Origin of the sequence: Mesorhizobium sp. M4B.F.Ca.ET.089.01.1.1 (assembly GCF_004022605.1) — a bacterium.
GTDB lineage: Bacteria > Pseudomonadota > Alphaproteobacteria > Rhizobiales > Rhizobiaceae > Mesorhizobium > Mesorhizobium abyssinicae.
Genome location: NZ_RZOS01000091.1, coordinates 1 through 16,523, shown reverse-complemented (window position 1 = coordinate 16,523; position 16,523 = coordinate 1). Strand labels below are relative to the sequence as shown.

The 16,523-nt window shown below is 66.3% G+C and carries 16 protein-coding genes; 6 read left to right on the top strand and 10 right to left on the bottom strand.

Annotated features, from left to right (window positions below):
- Positions 1 to 35: 35 nt before the first annotated feature.
- The 6 genes from EN780_RS11835 to murA all read right to left on the bottom strand — a co-directional run bounded on the left by EN780_RS11835 (position 36) and on the right by murA (position 6,742).
- Positions 36 to 875, bottom strand: a complete 840-nt coding sequence (locus EN780_RS11835; protein ID WP_128273888.1) for an ABC transporter permease — start codon at positions 873 to 875, stop codon at positions 36 to 38.
- Positions 875 to 1,834, bottom strand: a complete 960-nt coding sequence (locus EN780_RS11830; protein ID WP_128273886.1) for an ABC transporter permease — start codon at positions 1,832 to 1,834, stop codon at positions 875 to 877. The genes EN780_RS11835 and EN780_RS11830 overlap by 1 nt, the downstream gene beginning before the upstream one ends.
- 34 nt (positions 1,835 to 1,868) lie before the next feature.
- Positions 1,869 to 3,392 carry an ABC transporter substrate-binding protein gene (locus EN780_RS11825; RefSeq protein ID WP_128273884.1) on the bottom strand — a complete coding sequence of 508 codons (1,524 nt, stop codon included), beginning with the start codon at positions 3,390 to 3,392 and terminating at the stop codon, positions 1,869 to 1,871.
- Between the two features lie 98 nt (positions 3,393 to 3,490).
- Positions 3,491 to 4,414 carry an N-acetylmuramic acid 6-phosphate etherase gene (gene murQ / locus EN780_RS11820; protein WP_128273882.1) on the bottom strand — a complete coding sequence of 308 codons (924 nt, stop codon included), beginning with the start codon at positions 4,412 to 4,414 and terminating at the stop codon, positions 3,491 to 3,493.
- 184 nt (positions 4,415 to 4,598) lie between these two features.
- On the bottom strand, positions 4,599 to 5,489 hold the full coding sequence (locus EN780_RS11815; RefSeq protein WP_128273880.1) for an N-acetylglucosamine kinase: 891 nt from the start codon (positions 5,487 to 5,489) through the stop codon (positions 4,599 to 4,601).
- The gene (gene murA / locus EN780_RS11810; protein WP_128273878.1) at positions 5,486 to 6,742 is read right to left on the bottom strand and encodes a UDP-N-acetylglucosamine 1-carboxyvinyltransferase; all 1,257 of its coding nucleotides are present in this window, start codon (positions 6,740 to 6,742) and stop codon (positions 5,486 to 5,488) included. The genes EN780_RS11815 and murA overlap by 4 nt, the downstream gene beginning before the upstream one ends.
- A gap of 138 nt (positions 6,743 to 6,880) precedes the next feature.
- Here murA and EN780_RS11805 point away from each other — a divergent pair, with 138 nt between their 5' ends.
- The 6 genes from EN780_RS11805 to EN780_RS11780 all read left to right on the top strand — a co-directional run bounded on the left by EN780_RS11805 (position 6,881) and on the right by EN780_RS11780 (position 12,662).
- The gene (locus EN780_RS11805; protein WP_128273876.1) at positions 6,881 to 7,738 is read left to right on the top strand and encodes a MurR/RpiR family transcriptional regulator; all 858 of its coding nucleotides are present in this window, start codon (positions 6,881 to 6,883) and stop codon (positions 7,736 to 7,738) included.
- A gap of 174 nt (positions 7,739 to 7,912) precedes the next feature.
- Positions 7,913 to 8,602 (top strand): SDR family NAD(P)-dependent oxidoreductase, encoded by a 690-nt coding sequence (locus EN780_RS11800; RefSeq protein WP_128273874.1) that lies wholly within the window; start codon positions 7,913 to 7,915, stop codon positions 8,600 to 8,602.
- Positions 8,603 to 8,827: 225 nt separating this feature from the next.
- Positions 8,828 to 9,679 (top strand): MetQ/NlpA family lipoprotein, encoded by an 852-nt coding sequence (locus EN780_RS11795; protein WP_128273872.1) that lies wholly within the window; start codon positions 8,828 to 8,830, stop codon positions 9,677 to 9,679.
- 83 nt (positions 9,680 to 9,762) lie between these two features.
- Positions 9,763 to 10,854: a methionine ABC transporter ATP-binding protein gene (locus tag EN780_RS11790; protein ID WP_128273870.1), complete on the top strand. Its 1,092-nt coding sequence runs from the start codon at positions 9,763 to 9,765 to the stop codon at positions 10,852 to 10,854.
- Positions 10,835 to 11,491 (top strand): methionine ABC transporter permease, encoded by a 657-nt coding sequence (locus tag EN780_RS11785; protein ID WP_128273868.1) that lies wholly within the window; start codon positions 10,835 to 10,837, stop codon positions 11,489 to 11,491. Before EN780_RS11790 ends, EN780_RS11785 begins: the two co-directional genes overlap by 20 nt.
- Before the next feature lie 154 nt (positions 11,492 to 11,645).
- Positions 11,646 to 12,662 (top strand): isopenicillin N synthase family oxygenase, encoded by a 1,017-nt coding sequence (locus tag EN780_RS11780; protein WP_128273866.1) that lies wholly within the window; start codon positions 11,646 to 11,648, stop codon positions 12,660 to 12,662.
- Positions 12,663 to 12,875: 213 nt separating this feature from the next.
- On the opposite strand, the gene hpaH is transcribed toward EN780_RS11780, so the two are convergent.
- The 4 genes from hpaH to EN780_RS11760 all read right to left on the bottom strand — a co-directional run.
- Entirely contained in the window at positions 12,876 to 13,679 is an 804-nt protein-coding gene (gene hpaH, locus EN780_RS11775) for a 2-oxo-hept-4-ene-1,7-dioate hydratase (RefSeq protein ID WP_189556497.1), read from the bottom strand.
- Entirely contained in the window at positions 13,676 to 14,551 is an 876-nt protein-coding gene (locus EN780_RS11770) for a fumarylacetoacetate hydrolase family protein (protein ID WP_128273864.1), read from the bottom strand. The genes hpaH and EN780_RS11770 overlap by 4 nt, the downstream gene beginning before the upstream one ends.
- Positions 14,552 to 14,876: 325 nt before the next feature.
- Positions 14,877 to 15,857, bottom strand: a complete 981-nt coding sequence (hpaD, locus tag EN780_RS11765; RefSeq protein ID WP_128273862.1) for a 3,4-dihydroxyphenylacetate 2,3-dioxygenase — start codon at positions 15,855 to 15,857, stop codon at positions 14,877 to 14,879.
- A 14-nt stretch (positions 15,858 to 15,871) separates the two neighbouring features.
- On the bottom strand, positions 15,872 to 16,523 hold a 652-nt coding region (locus tag EN780_RS11760; protein WP_128273860.1), incomplete at its 5' end, for an aldehyde dehydrogenase family protein.

Genomic DNA, 16,523 nt, shown 5'->3' with positions numbered 1-16,523 from the left:
ACCGACGCTGAGATCGGATACGGAAAGCAGCGGGATCACGCGATCGCCCTCCGCATCTTCGGATCGAGAATGTCGCGCAAGGCGTCGCCCAAGAGGTTGAAGCCGAGGATGCTGATCATGATGGCGATGCCTGGGAAGATCATCAGCCACGGCGCCGTTTCCATAAGATTGCGGCTGTCGCTCAGCATCAGGCCGAGCGAGGCGGCGGGCGGCTGCGTGCCGAGGCCGAGGAAGCTCAAGCCCGCTTCGGTGAGCAGCGCCCAGGCCAGCGCCAGCGTCACCTGGACGGTCAGCGGCGCGACCAGGTTGAGCAACAGGTGCCTGGTCAGGATGTAGCTCGAACTGCTGCCGAAGGTGCGCGCGGCATCGACGAATTCGCGCGCCTTAAGCGACAGCGCCGGGCCGCGCACCACGCGCGTGAAGATCGGCGTGTAGACGATGCCGATGGCAAGCACGCTGGTCCAGGTGCCGGGGCCGGCGACGGCGACGATGAGCAGTGCCAGGAGGATCGCCGGGAAGGCGAGCAGCACGTCCATGACCCGCATCAGCACGCCGTCCCAGCGGCGCCCGAACCAGGCCGCCGCCAGGCCGAGGACGGTGCCGGCGAGCGTGGCGAAAGCCACCGAGAAGAAGGCGACGGTGAAGGACTGGCCGATGCCCATCATCAGCCGGCTCGCGACGTCGCGGCCGAACAGGTCGGTGCCCATCCAGTAGCCGCCGCCTGGCGCGTGCAGGCGGTCGACACGGTACTGTGCCAGCGGGTCGTGCGGCGTCAGCCCGAGCAGGCCAAGCGCGGCAAGCAGGAGATAGAGCCCGACGATGAAACCGCCGATGCGGCCGCTGGTATGCGCGAAGATGGCTTTGAGGATGCGCATCAATTTTCCCCCAGTCGGATGCGCGGATCGAGCGCGGCATAGGCGAGGTCGACCAGGAGATTGACGATCATGAAGTTGAAGGCGATGAACAGCACGCATCCCTGCACCAGCGCGTAGTCGCGCTGCAGGATCGCGTCCAGCACCAGCCGTCCGAGGCCGGGCAGCGCATAGATCTGCTCGACGATGACTGCGCCGCCGAGGAGATAGCCGAATTCGATGCCGCTCAGCGTCACCACCGGGATCAGCGCGTTGGGCAAGGCATGGCGCCAGATGACGCTGCGCGCCGAGGCGCCCTTGCTGCGGGCGGTGCGCACATAGTCGTCGCTCAAGACGTCGAGCATGGCCGAGCGCGATATACGGGTGACCGAGGCGGCGAAGGCGAAGCCGAGCGTGATGGCGGGCAGGATCAACTGGCCGAGATTGCGCAGCGGATCCTGCCACAGCGGCGCGAACTCGCCCATCGCCGGCAGCACGCCGAAGCCGGCCGACAGCGTGTAGATGATCAGCAGCGCCAGCACGAAGTTCGGCGTCGACTGGCCGATCATGGCGGCGATGCGCACGCCGAGGTCGGCGAGCTTCTCGTTGCGCGTGGCGGCAAAGACGCCGGCGGGCACGCCGACCAGAAGCGCGATCAGCATCGACAGCAGCGCCAGCTCGAGCGTCAGCGGGAAGCGCTCGAGGATGACGTCGAGCACCGGCCTGCCATAGGTCGTCGAGATGCCGAGATCGCCGTGTAAAAGCCCGAGCAGCCAGCGCCCGTACTGGACGAACCAGGGTTGGTCGATGCCGAAATAGGCGGCCAGCGCAGCGCGCTGCTGCGGCGTCAGAAGCCCGGCCTCGGTGCCCAGCATCGCCGTGATCGCGTCACCCGGAACCATCCGGATGGCGACGAACACGACGATGGAGACGCCGATCAAAACGAGAGGAAACACCGCCAGGCGCCTGAGCAGATAGGTCACGCGAAGAACACCTCTCGTCCGCTCGCTTTGCTCGCTACTGCTGGATGGTGACCTTGCTCAGGCTGAACAGCGTGCCGGTCGGCGTCGGCACGAATCCCGCGACATTCTTCTGCTGCGCCGTGTAGCTGTAGGAGGTGTAGAGCCAGATCCACGGCGAAACCTCGGCGAGGTGCTTTTCGAACTCGGAGAAAATCGCCTTGCGCTTTTCCGGATCGGTCTCGGCGCGGCCCTTCTGCATCTGGGCGTCCAGCGTGTCGTCGATGTAGTTGGCCACCTTCTGCAGATTGCCGGCCTTGGTCCAGTAGCGGTTGTACATTGTGTAGGGGTCGGCCCTGCCGCCATTGAGCGCCACCGCCATGTCGAAATCGCCCTTCAGCCAGGCGTCGACGTAAACGTTGAGCTCCATCATCTTGATGTCGAGCTTGACGCCGATCTCGGCGAGCTGCGACTGGATGACCTGGGCTTCCGCCGCCGCCGTCGGCGGCTCGCCGGTGGCGCCGATCACGGTCGCCGAAAAGCCGTCGGCAAAGCCGGCTTCGGCCATCAGCTTCTTCGCCTTTTCCACGTCGCGCTTGTAACAGAACAGCTGGCCGGGATCGGTGGCCATCGAGGGAATGGTCAGCGGCCCGGTCACCTTGCCCTCGCCGAGCGAGGCGGTGTCCAGCACCTCCTGCCGGTCGATGGCGCAGGAGATCGCCTGCCGCACCTTCAGCTCGGTCATCGGCTTGCGCGACGGGTTGAGCTGCAGCACGTGATAGGCAAGCACCGGCACGCGGTTGAGCTGCAGGCTGGCTTCCTTCGGCACCAGCGTGGCGACCAGCGGGTCGTTGAGCAGCGCGAAGTCGATCTGCTTGGTGCGCATCGCCGCCAGGATCGCCGTCTCGTCCGGCAGCACGCTGATCTCGATGCCGTCGACGCCGGTGGCGCCGCCGGCCCAGTCCTTGTTGGCGCTGAGCACTTCCTTGGCGTTGGGGTCCCATTTGTCGAGCTTGAACGGGCCGGAGCCGATCGCCTTGGTGCCGATCAAGCCGGCGGCGATCTCGCTTGCCGGAACGATGGCCGCGTTGACGTCGCTCATCGCCGTCAGCAGCGGCACGTCCGGCTGCGACAGGTGGAAGACGACGCTCGCCGGATCGGGCGTGTCGATGCTGGCGATCGACAGGAAATTGGCGCGGGCCGCAGCACCCGTCTTCTCGTCGAGGATACGCTCGAACGAGGCCTTCACGTCGGCCGAGGTGACAGCGGCGCCGTTCTGGAACTTGGCCTTCGGGTTGAGCTTGAAGCTCAGTTCCTTGCCGTCGGCCGAGAACTGCCAGCTATCGGCGATCGCCGGCACGATCTTCAGGCTGGCATCGACCCTGACCAGCGGTTCATAGACCAGCTCCAAGAGCCTCAGCGACGAAAAGGCGGTCTGCTTGTGCGGATCGAGCCCGGTGGCGTCCTGCGCCCAGGCCATGTGCAGCGTCGCGGCACTTGCCTCCAACGGCGCGGCGGCGATGCCGACCAGCGCAGCAAGCGCCATGCCCGAAACCAGATTCCTCGTCAGATGCTTGACCATTGTCGTCTCCCATATCGTTCGACCTTGCTTTGCAATTCCGCGGACCGCTTCAAAGGGGCAGGCGCCCCGGACTGTCGGCCCAGTTTTCTCATGCGGCTTCACGCCGTCCTTTCGCTGATCGCCTTGCGCAGGAACCCTCCCGCCTTGCCGAGCGCCTCGCGCGCTTCTTCCACGCCCATGCCGGTAATCACCATCAGGATCGCCAGCTTCACGTCCTTGCCCGTCGCCTCCAGCGTCTGCCGTGCCTGCTGCGCCGTGCAGCCGGTCGTCTGCATGATGATGCGGACGGCCCGCGCCACCAGCTTCTTGTTGGACGGATTGAGGTCGACCATCAGGTTCTGGTAGCTCTTGCCGATGCGAATCATGCTGGCGGTGGTCAGCATGTTGAGGACCAGCTTCTGCGCGGTGCCCGACTTCAGCCGGGTCGAGCCGGTAAGCACCTCCGGGCCGACGACCGGCGAGATGGCGATGTCGGCAATGCCGGCGATGGTCGAGCGCGGATTGCAGGACAGCGCCACCGTCGTCGCGCCCACGTCCTTGGCGTAGTTGAGCCCGCCAATGACGTAGGGCGTGCGGCCGCTGACGGCGATGCCGACCACCACGTCGTCGGCGGTGAGGACGATATCCCGCAGGTCCTCCGCGCCCTGCTTCGGATCGTCCTCGGCGCCTTCGGCGGCGCGCACCAGCGCTTCGGCACCGCCGGCGATGAGGCCGATCACCATATCTTCGGGAACGCCGAAGGTCGGCGGGCATTCGGAGGCGTCGAGGACGCCCAGCCGGCCGCTGGTGCCGGCGCCGACATAGATCAGCCGAGCGCCCTTCTGGAAGGCTTGCACGATCCGGTCGACGGCCATCGCTATCTCCGGGATGACCTTCTCGACGGCGGCGGCGACGCCCTTGTCCTCGTCATTGATCCGGCGCAGCACGTCGGCGGTGGGCAACAGGTCGATGTCCATCGTGCGCGGGTTCCGGTCCTCGGAAACCAACCGCTCCAGCTCGGACATCAAGCCGTGTTCGCTCATCCGCTTGCTTTCGAACGCTGCCTTTTGGCAGGGAATCTGATGCAGCGCCGGACGCCGACCAGTGCCGCGGTCGCGGCATTGGCGCTCATATTTGTGGCCGGTTCTGCTTCGTTAACTTTTTAGAATTCAATATTCGCAGTGTCAACGACAGAGTGGAATAAAATATTCCTATCGACGAGACGCGTCAGCGACCGGCGAGGGACCTTTTGGCCACGATGATCGCTCCCGAAACGGCATCGCCATCGGCGGGCTTCAGACGCCGGCGCACATCGGGCGCGAGCCACGGCTCGAGCGGGCTGGACAGGCCGCCGAGCAGCGTCACCCGCGGCGCGCCCTTGTCGAACAGCACCCGCACGAAGGTGTCGACCTGCTCGGCCGCGCTCTGCACGATCCGCCGCCCGGCCGCGTCGCCCTGGTCGGCATGGCGGATCACCATCGGCGCCAGCGCCGCGTAGTCGGTGGCGCTGGCGCGGTCCATCCAGGCGACGGCCTCCATCGGATCGTTCTTGAAGCGCTGCATGACTTCGGCGAGCAGCGCCGTCCGCTCGTAGCGTCCGTCATGGGCGCGCAGGGCAAGCCGCACCGCCTTCAGGCCGAGATCGGCGCCGCTGCCTTCGTCCGAGATCGGAAAACCGTAGCCGCCGACGCGCAGGTCGCGCCCGTCGACGAAGCCGAGCCCGATCGAGCCGGTGCCGGCAATGACAATGGCGCCGTCCTGGCCCGAATGCGCGCCAAGGCAGGCCCCGACCCCGTCGCTGACGAAAGCGATGCTGGCGAAAGGATGCGCGATCGCCTTGAGCGCCTCCAGCGCCCCCTTGCGGCCGATGCCGGCGAGGCCGATGCCGGCGCGGATCCGGGCGATCTCCGCCGGCCCGAAACCGGCCTCGTCGATCGCCGCGCCGAAGGCCCGCGAGACGGAGGCCCAGGCTGGCTCGATGCCGAGCCGCGTCGTCGCCGGGCCGGACAGGCCTTGCCCGAGAACGGTTCCCGCCTCGTCCTCGATGCGGGCCCGGCAGCCGGTGCCGCCGCCGTCGACGCCGAGGAAGAAATGCGGCGAGCCCGCGTCGGCGCTCATCTGCTGATCCGCTCGATCTCGGCGCCGCAGAGACGCAGCTTGCGGTCGAGCTGCTCATAGCCGCGGTCGAGATGGTAGACGCGGTTGATGATCGTCTCGCCTTCCGACACCAGCGCCGCCAGCACCAGCGAGACCGAGGCGCGCAGATCCGTCGCCATCACCTGGGCGCCTCGCAGCTTTTCGCCGCCGCGCACCAGCGCCGTCGTGCCCTGCAGCTTGATGTTGGCGCCGAGCCGCGTCAGCTCCGGCACGTGCATGAAACGGTTCTCGAAGATCGTCTCGCGCAACAGCGAGGCGCCGTCGGCACAGCACATCAGCGCCATGAACTGCGCCTGCAGGTCGGTCGGAAATCCCGGATAGGGCTCGGTAGTGACGTCGACCGCCTTGAGCGGTCCGTCGCGCGACACGATCAGCCCACGATCGCCTGGCCAGATTTTCACCCCGGCGGCCTCCAGCAATTGCACCACCGATGCCATGTGCTCCAACCTGGCATGGGTGAGCTCAAGCTGGCCGCCGGCGATGGCCGCCGCGACCGCATAGGTGCCAGCCTCGATGCGATCCGGGATGATGTCATGCGTGGCGGCGCGCCAGCTGGTGCCGCCCTCGATCAGGATGCGGTGCGTGCCGGCGCCCTCGATGCGCGCGCCCATGGCGTTGAGGCAGGCGGCAAGGTCCGCCACTTCCGGCTCGCGCGCCGCGTTGAGGATCTCCGTCTCGCCCTTGGCCGTCGTCGCCGCCATCATCGCCGTTTCGGTCGCGCCGACCGAGGGCGAGCTGAGCACGATGCGCGCGCCCTTGAGGCCCTTCGGCGCCGAGGCGACGATCGATCCGCCCTCGATGCCGATTTCGGCGCCGAGCGCGGCGAGCGCCGCGACATGCATGTCGACCGGCCGGGCGCCGATGGCGCAGCCGCCCGGCAGCGACACCCTGGCATGGCCGAAGCGGGCGAGCAGCGGCCCCAGCACCAGCACGGTGGCGCGCATTTTTCTGACCGTGTCATAGGACGTTTCCGCCGAAACGGCGGCACCGGTGTCTATCGTCGCCGCGTGCGCGGACCTGGTGACCGCGGCGCCGTGCAGGCCGACGACGCCCAGCATGTTCTCGACGTCGGTGACGGAAGGCAGGTTGGTCAGCTGCAGCGGATAGGGGCTGAGCAGTGCCGCCGCGATCTGCGGCAGCGCCGCGTTCTTGGCGCCCGAGATCGTCACCGCGCCTTCAAGTCGCTTTCCGCCGATGATCCGCAATTTGTCCATGCCGACTCCCGGTTCGATCCGCTTCCATTGACACTCGATCGACCATTCTTGGCTGTCAATTGAAATTGGAATAATTTATTCCATGCTAAGGCATTGCCAACCGCGATGGGCGGCTGGTGACCAGCGCAAGGGAACTCGATGTCCGTCCTGAAGAAGATCGAGGCCAAGCTCGAGACGATGGCGCAGGGCGATCGCGAGATCGGCCGCTACATCGTCGACAATCCCGATCAGATGCTGCGCCTGTCGACGGCTGCGCTCGCGGCCGAGATCGGCCGCAGCCAGTCGAGCGTCGTCAAGTTCAGCCAGAAGCTCGGCTATGCCAGCTACCAGGAGCTGAAGCTCGCCGTCAGCGAGGCCAAGGCGCAGGAATGGCAGGTGCCGGCCGGCGTCATCCACGGCTCGATCGAGGTCGGCGACAGCCATCAGGTCATCCTCAAGAAGCTGATCGGCAGCAAGCTTCTGTCGATGCAGCAGACCGTTGCCGCCAACAGCGAGCGGATCCTTTCCCGGGCGCTGGACCTGCTCGATCGCGCGCGCCGCATCCATCTGGTCGGCGTCGGCGCCTCCTCGCTGGTGGCACGCGATTTCTCCTACAAGCTGATGAAGCTCGGCCGCAATGTCCTGCACGACAGCGACAGCCACATCCAGATGGCCAATGTCTCGACGCTTGGGCCGGATGACGTGCTGTTCGCGCTCTCCCATTCCGGCGCCAGCATCGAAACCTTGCGCATCGCCGAGCTGGCCCGCAAGCGCGGCACCACCGTGATCGCCGTCACCGGCCTGCACGACAATCCGCTGAGCCGCGTCGCCAACATCCGCCTCTACACCATCGCCGACGAGGAGCGCGCCCGTTCCTCCTCGATCACCGCGCGCGACGCGCAGCTGACCCTGACCGACCTTCTGTTCCTGCTGCTGGTGCAGCGCCAGCCCGACGCCAACGACCATATCCACAACAGCGAGGCGGCGGTCTCGGTGCTGAAGGCGGAACGGTCCTAGTAAGTCGCGCAACCCGGGTTGAGCCAGGCCGTTCGGGTTTGCATGCCAGCTTCTTGCACGGCAGGCCTTTGGTATCCACGTCCTCCTGACGCAGGCACCGGAGCAGGCTTTTCTTGCCTCTTGTCGTCGAAGGCGCGACGCTGCAGGCGGAAAGACGTTTGCAAGGAGGACAACATGGCAACCGATATCGCGGTGATCGCAGGCGCGGGGCAGGGCTTGAGCGCCTCCCTGGCGCGTCTCCTGACCAAGGAGGGATTTCGGGTGGTGCTGGCCGCGCGCAACACCGGCAAGCTCGCCTCGCTGGTCGAAGAAACCGGCGCTCTGGCCGTCGAGACCGACGTCGCCGATGCTGCGTCGGTAGCCAGCCTGTTCGAGGCCGCCGACAAGGTGGGGTCTCTTGCGCTTGCCGTCTTCAATGCCAGCGGACGCACGCGCGGACCGATCGCCGAGCTCGACCCGGACGCCGTGAAACAGGCGCTGCTGGTCGGCGCCTATGGCGGCTTCCTCGTCGGCCAGCAGGCGGCGCGGCGGCTGCTGGCGCGCGGTTCCGGCTCGATCCTGTTCACCGGCGCCACCGCCAGCCTCAAGGGTTTTTCCGGATCGGCCGGTTTCGCCATGCCGAAATTCGGCCTGCGCGGACTGGCGCAGTCGATGGCGCGCGAGCTCAGCCCAAAGAACATCCACGTTGCGCATTTCATCATCGACGGCCAGATCGAGCCGCCCGGACAGGCGACCGAGCCGGACCGGCCGGATCGCCGCCTGTCGCCGGACGCGATCGCCGAGACCTATCTCGCTGTCCACCGCCAGCACCGCAGCGCCTGGAGCTTCGAGGTGGAGCTCAGGCCCTGGGTCGAGACGTTCTGACTTCCCGATCATGGCCGCGCCGCCGATTCCAGGCGGCGCCTCCCGCCGCTCACCCGCACCCCGGCGGGCGTGCTCGCTGTCGTGAAATCTTTGAGAGAATATTTCCTGCTCTGTTCCTGAGAAGAAAAGCAGTTCTTTGATCGGACGCCCAGCATTGCCGATGCTGTCATCAAGGCTTCGCATTCCGCCAAGCCGAAACGATTTCAGGATCGCAAGGAAAGAACCATGTCCGGACACGGCAACGCTTCAAAAACTCTCTTTACGTCAATCACCAGGCGCGCCGGACTTGCGGCGCTTCTTGCCTCGGCGCTTGCCGTTGTCGGCCTCACAACGCCGACGCCCTCCTTCGCCGAGGACAAGAAGGCGATCAAGGTCGGCATCATCAGCGGCGAGGACGAGGATGTCTGGCGCGTCGTCGTCGCCCAGGCGGCCGAGAAAGGCCTCACCATCGAGACCGTCGTCTTCAACGACTACACCCAGCCGAACGAGGCGCTGGAACGCGGCGAGATCGACGCCAACGCCTTCCAGCACAAGCCCTATCTCGACAACCAGATCAAGACGCAAGGCTATCACATCGTCCCCGTCGGCTATACCGGCGTCTGGCCGATCGGCCTCTATTCGAAGAAATACACCAAGGTCGCCGACCTGCCGGAAGGCGCCGTCATCGGCCTGCCCAACGATCCGTCCAACGAGGGCCGCGCCCTGCACGTGCTGCAGAACGAGGGCGTGATCAAGCTGAAGGACGGCACCGGCATCCTGGCGACCACCGCCGACATCGCCGAGAACCCGAAGAAGGTCGCCATCAAGGAACTCGATGCCGGCATCGTCGGCCGCTCGGTCGAGGATCTCGACGCCGCCGTCGTCAACACCGACTGGGCGTTGAAGAGCGGCCTCGGTCCCGACAACCGCATCGCCCAGGAGCCGGTGGCCGACAATCCCTACCGCAACTTCATCGCCGTCAAGGCCGGCAGCGAGAACGAACCCTGGGTGAAGACGCTGGTCGCCGCCTACCAGAACGAAACGGTGAAGGCCGAATTCGACAAGGTCTACAAGGGCACCGGCATCAGCGCCTATTGATCGGCGCCTGGCTTGCAGCAGCAGGTGGCCCGCTGTTCGGCGGGCCGCCATCGCGTTTGCGGATCGCTGAAACGGAAACAAAGATGAACCAGCATGTCACGGCCGAAGTGGCCGATCCGGCGCACAGCCCTCCGGCGGATCGGGAAGATGTCGTCCGCCTCGTCGACCTGAAGCGGCGCTTTGGCGCGACGCCGGCGCTCGACGGCGTCTCGCTGACGGTGCGCAAGGGCGAGATACTGGGCATCATCGGTCGCAGCGGCGCCGGCAAGTCGACGCTGATCCGCTGCCTGAACGGGCTGGAGCGCCCGGATACCGGCGAGGTCGTCATCGAGGGCCGCGAGATCGGCCGGCTCGGCGAGCGCGAACTGCAGCCGCTGCGCCGCCGCATCGGCATGATCTTCCAGCATTTCAACCTGCTATCGGCCAAGACCGTCGAGGACAATGTGGCGCTGCCGCTCAAGATCGAGGGCCGGCCCAGGGCCGAGCGTCTGGCGCGCGCGACTGAACTGCTGGAACTCGTCGGCCTGTCGGAGAAAGCAAAAGCCTATCCGGCCGCGCTGTCGGGCGGCCAGAAGCAGCGTGTCGGCATTGCCAGGGCGCTCGCCGCGCGCCCCGCGCTGTTGTTGTCCGACGAGGCGACCTCGGCGCTCGACCCAGAGACGACGCGATCGATCCTCGCGCTGCTCAAGGACATCAACCGGCGGCTCGGCCTCACCATCCTGCTCATCACCCACGAGATGGAGGTGATCCGCTCGATCGCCGACCGCGTCGCGGTGATCGATGCCGGGCGGATCGTCGAGGAAGGCCCTGTCTGGTCGGTCTTTGCCGATCCGAGGTCCGAGATCACCAGGAGCCTGCTCGGCGGCATCCGGCCGCAGCTGCCTGATGAGATCGCCAGCCGGCTCGCTCCGGCAGGCGGCGGCGAGACGATCCTGAGGATCGATGTCGCGGGCGAGGCCGCGCGCGGCCCGCTGCTGTCGGACCTCGCCACTGCGGTGCCGGGACCTTTTCGCCTCGTCCATGGCGGTATCGATCATGTCCAGCAGCAGCCTGTCGGCACTTTGTTCCTCGCGGTGCCCGGCAACGATGCCGATCGACTGCCGAAACTGATCGCGTTCCTGAAGGCCCGCGAGGCGCGGGTGGAGGTGCTTGGCCATGTCGCCGGTTCTGTTTGAGCTTCTCCTCCGTTCGATCTGGGAAACGGTGCTGATGACCGGTGCCTCCGGCCTCATCTCGCTGGTCTTCGGCCTGCCGCTCGGCCTGGCGCTGGTCGCCACCGATCGCGGCGGCATCGCCGAAAGCCTCTGGGTGAACCGCGCCCTCGCTGCGGTCATCAACGGCTTCCGCTCCGTTCCCTTCATCATCCTTCTGGTGGCGCTGATCCCGTTGACGCGGCTGATCGTCGGCACCTCGATCGGCACCTGGGCGGCTATCGTGCCGCTGTCGATCGCCGCCACGCCCTACTACGCGCGCATCGCCGAAGTGTCGCTGCGCGAGGTGCACCACGGCCTGATCGAGGCGGCGCGCGCCATGGGCGGCAACCGCTGGACGATCATCCGCGAGGTGCTGGTGCCGGAGGCGCTGCCGGGCATCGTCGCCGGCTTCACGGTGACCCTGGTGACGCTCGTCGGCGCCTCGGCCATGGCCGGCGCCATCGGCGCCGGCGGGCTTGGCGATCTCGCCATCCGCTACGGCTACCAGCGCTTCGAGACCAGCGTCATGGTCGCCGTGGTCATCGTCCTGATCATCCTTGTCTGCGGCATCCAGTGGGCAGGCGACCGGCTGGTCGCCAGGCTGGATCGACGCTCATGACGGAAGGGCCGGAAGTTCTTTGCCCGCCGACAGCGGAATGCAGCGCCGGCTTTGCGTCATTCGCGCCGAGATTGGATCGTGCGTTGCTTGGGCCAGGGCCGCGCGCATGGCATCGTGGGGCGGGGTCGCATAGTGCCGCGAAAGGAGCCTGACCATGGCCAGAATTATCCCCGTGCTCGATCTCGACCGCCTCGACCAGGGCGCCTCGGAACTGCGGACCTTTCTGTTCGACCTGCGCACGGCCGCGCGCGACGTCGGCTTCTTCTATCTCTCCGGCCACGGCATATCGGCTTCGGAAATCTCCGACGTGCTCGATGCCTCGCGGCGGTTCTTCGCCTTGCCGGAGGCCGACAAGCTGGCGATCGAAATGGTCAAATCCTCGCAGTTCCGCGGCTATACGCGCGCCGGCGGCGAGCTGACCAAGGGCAAGGCCGACTGGCGCGAGCAGCTCGACATCGGCGTCGAGCGGCCGACGATCGCGCAGGGGCCGGGCGTTCCGGCCTGGACGCGGCTGCAGGGGCCGAACCAGTGGCCGCACGCCCTGCCGGAGCTGAAACCGGCGCTGCTTGCCTGGCAGAGCAAGGCGACCCAGGTGGCGATCCGCCTTCTCAAGGCCTTCGCGCTCTCGCTCGACCAGGCGGAAGACGCCTTCGATGCGATCTATCGCGACGAACCCAACCACCGCATGAAGATCGTGCGCTACCCCGGCCGCGACGCCACCGGCGACGACCAGGGCGTCGGCGCGCACAAGGACGGCGGCTTCCTGACCCTGCTGCTGCAGGACGAGAACAAGGGGCTGCAGGTCGAGTACAACGGCAATTGGGTGAATGTTGACCCGATCCCGCAGACGCTGGTGGTCAACATCGGCGAATTGCTCGAACTGGCTTCGAACGGCTCTCTGCGGGCAACGGTCCATCGCGTGGTGACGCCGCCGCCCGGCGTCGAGCGCATCTCGGTGCCGTTCTTCTTCAGCGCCCGGCTCGACGCGACGATCCCGCTGCTCGACCTGCCCGAGGACCTGGCGGCGGAGGCGCGCGGTCCGGCAAGCGACCCCGACAATCCGCTGTTTCGCGACGTCGGGACCAATGTGCTGAAGAGCCGCCTGCGTTCCCACCCGGATGTGGCGCGCCGGCACTATGCCGATCTGCTGGAGGCGGCAGCGGCTGGCTGAGGCCGCGGTCCTGCTTGCGCGATATTATTTCGCGGTTCGGCTGATATTTGGAATTCTGTTCGTCGCAAACTCACCGGTCAAAGCCCACATAGGACATATCGTTCGGCGTTCTCCTCCCATTGCGCCGAACGGTGTTCCCCTCTGAAGGTTTGACCTTCATTTCTGGCCGGGCCGCATTCGCGCCCGGCCTTTTTTCTTTCGGGATGGGTGCTGTCAGGCAAAGGCGATGCGGATGGTTCCGTACGGGCCGAAATCGGCGGCTATCTGGTCGCCGTGCCGGCATTCCACCGGCCGGATGAAGGAGCCGGACAGCACCACTTCTCCGGCGGAGATGCGCATGCCGTACTGATGCAGACGGTTGGCGAGCCAGGCGATGCCTTTCGCCGGATGGTCGAGCACGCCGGCGCCAAGCCCGGTCTCCTCGACCTCTCCATTACGCGACACGATGGCGCCGATCCAGCGCAGGTCCGCCTCGCGCGGCCCGGCCGAGCGGCCACCGACGACGATGCCGGCATTGGCGGCATTGTCCGAGATGGTGTCGAAGAAGGTGCGGATCCTGCCGGTCTCCTTGTTCACCCGCTCGATGCGGGTGTCGAGGATCTCCAGCGCCGGCGTGATATGGTCGGTGGCGTCGAGCACGTCGTCGACAGACACGTCCGGACCGGCGAGCGGCGCCTTCATGACGAAGGCGATCTCGGCCTCGATGCGCGGCTGGATGAAGCGGCCGGCCGGAACCGTGCCGCCGTCCTCGAAGAACATGTCGTCGAACAGAATGCCCGAGTCTGGGATGTCGATGCTGAGCGCCGCCTGCATCGCCTTCGAGGTCAGGCCGATCTTCCAGCCCTTGATCGTCAGTCCCGACGCGGCCTTCCGCTTCACGAGCGCGGCCTGCACCCGATAGGCGTCGTCCATCGTCGCCTGCGGAAAGTCGAGGCTGAGCAGGCTGATCTGCCGGCGCTCGCGCTCGGCCTCGAACAGCCTCGCCGCGGCATCCTCGACCTGCGCATCCGTCATCATCGGCCAGCTCCTTCGTCGACCACGCCGTTGCTGAGCAGCCCTATGCCGTCGGCCTCGACCTCGATCACGTCGCCCGGCTTCAGCCAGATCGGCGGATCGAAGCGGGCGCCCGCACCGGTCGGCGTGCCGGTGACGATGACGTCGCCCGGCACCAGCGTGGTGAAGGTCGAGATGTAGGCGATGATCTTGCGGAAGGAGAAGATCATGCGGCTGGTGCGATCCTGCTGGCGGACCTCGCCATTGACGCGGGTGACAAGCGAGATGTCGGCGATCTGCGCCTCGTCGGTGAACGGCACCAGCCACGGGCCGATCGACCCGGAACGGTCGAAATTCTTGCCTTGCGTGACGTTGAACTTGGCGTGGCGCACCCAGTCGCGCAGCGTGCCTTCGTTGCACAGCGACAGCGCCGCGATGTGGTCGAGCGCATCGGCCTCGGCGATCCGCCTTCCGGCCTTGCCGATGACGATGGCGATCTCGCCTTCATAGTCGAGCTGCGGCGATTCCGGCGGCCGCACCAGCGGCACGCCATGGCCGACGAATGAACGCGCAAAGCGAATGAACAGCGACGGGTTGGAGGGCGCCGCCTGCCCGTCCTTGTATTCCTCGTTGCGGTCGGGGAAATTGACGCCGACGCAGATGATCTTTTCCGGTGCGGGGACCGGGATCTCGTAGGCGATGTCCTCAACCTTGAAGTCGGGCGCGAAGGCATCCGCCTCCTCCGCCAGCCGCAGCAAGGCGCCGGCTTCGATCACCTCGCGCAGTGTCGGCCATTGGCTGTGCCGCGCCGAAAGGTCGACGACGCCCTTGTCGGTGATCGCGCCATAGCGCGTCTTGCCGCCGACGGTGAAGGTGGCGAGGCGTGCCGCGCTCATGCTGAAACTCCACGGTCATCGCTGATGGCCAACCGGAAGCGTCGAGTTCTACGGCGCCCCCCTCTGTCCTGCCGGACATCTCCCCCACATGGGGGGAGATTGGCTGGCCGGGCGGTCGGCGCTCTTCTTGCAACGTTAAAAATTGGCGAAGGCAGAGATAGCAGCCAATCTCCCCCCTTGTGGGGGGTGAGGAGTGGTCCGCGAAGCGGACGGGAAGCCAATTGCTTGGCTTTCCGAACGACGAACGCCCGAAGCGACAGCGAAGGGCCGGGTCCGGCAGGACAGAGAGGGGGGCGACGGAACGCGAACATCTCGCAATAGCCCTTCAAGGCGCCACGATCGGCGACGCTGCCAGATCGGACGGACGCGGCTTCACACCGGCAAAGACGCTGCCTTCCTCGAACCAGCTCTTCGGCGCCGGCGCGCCCCACAGCGTCTGGCGCTGCGGGTCCTTCAGGTCCCATTTGATCGGCTCCAGATCGGGGTCGACCGTCTGGTAGTCCGAGCAATAGATCTCGATGCGGTGGTTGTCCGGGTCGCGGATATAGAGGAAGAAGGCGTTGGAGATGCCGTGCCGGCCGGGGCCGCGCTCGATGTTGGGCAGCCAGCCGGTGGTGGCCATCAGGTCGAGCAGGTCGATGATGTTGAGCGGCGTCGGCACCCAGAAGGCGACGTGATGCAGGCGCGGGCCGAGGCCGTTGGTGAAGGCGATGTCGTGCACGCCGCCCTTGCGGTGCGTCCAGGCGGCCCACAGCCTGCCGGTCTCGGCATCCTCGGTGTATTCGGTCACGCGGAAGCCGAGCTCGTTGTAGAAGGCGACCGATTGATCGACGTTCGGCGAGAAGCAGTTGAAGTGGTCGATGCGCAGCGGCTTCACGCCCTTGTAGAGCGCGTATTTCTGATGGATCGGCGGCAGCCGCTCCATCCTGGAGTAGAATTCGAGCGGAATGCCGTGCGGATCGCGGGTGCGGAAGGTGCGTGACTGGTAGGGGCGCTCCACCCATTCCACCGGCAGGCCCTTGCCCTTGAAGAAGTGCTCGGCCTTGTCGAGGTCCTCATCGGAGAAGACCTTGAAGCCGAGATCGCGCGCTTCCGCGACCGGGCCTTTCCTGAGCACGATGCAGTGATGGCCGCGTTCTTCCATCGCGCGCAGGTAGATCGCGTCGCTGGTCTCGTCGGTCACCTGCAGGCCGAGCGTGTCGGCATAGAACGCGCGGGACTTCGCCAGATCCGTGACGGCGAGCTCGACGTGGCTGAGCCGCACGATGTTGAATTCCGGGTAGAGATTGGGTTGGGGCAGGGGCATGTTGATATCTCCGGTCAGCCGCCGAGCTTCTGGATCGAGTGCGGCGCCGTGGCGAACGCGATGTTCTTGGTTTCCATGTAGAAATCGAACGACCAGTCGCCGCCGTCGCGACCGATGCCCGAGCTTTTGACGCCGCCGAACGGCGTCGGCAAATGCCGCACATTCTCGGAGTTCACCCAGATCATGCCGGCCTCGAGCGCGTCGGTGAAGCGGAAGGCACGGGTGACGTCGGAGGTCCAGAGATAGCCGGTCAGGCCGTATTGCGTGTCGTTGGCAAGCACCAGCGCCTCCGCCTCGTCCTTGAACGGGATCGCGGTCAGCACCGGTCCAAAAATCTCTTCCTGGGCGATGCGCATTGTGTTGGTGGCGCCGACAAACAGCGTCGGGCTGACATAGCAGCCACCGCCCGGCCCAGCGAACTTGTCGCCGCCGGCGGCGACGACCGCGCCTTCCGACTTGCCGATCTCGATATAGGACAGAACCTTTTCCTCATGCACCGGATGGATCAGCGGACCGACCACGGTTTCGGGGTCGAGCGGATGGCCGACCCTGATGCGTTTTGCCTTCTCCGCGACCAGCGCGGTGAACTTGTCGTAGATGCTTTCCTCGACCAGCAGGCGCGACGACGAGGTGCAGCGCTCGCCGTTGAGCGAATAGATCATGAAG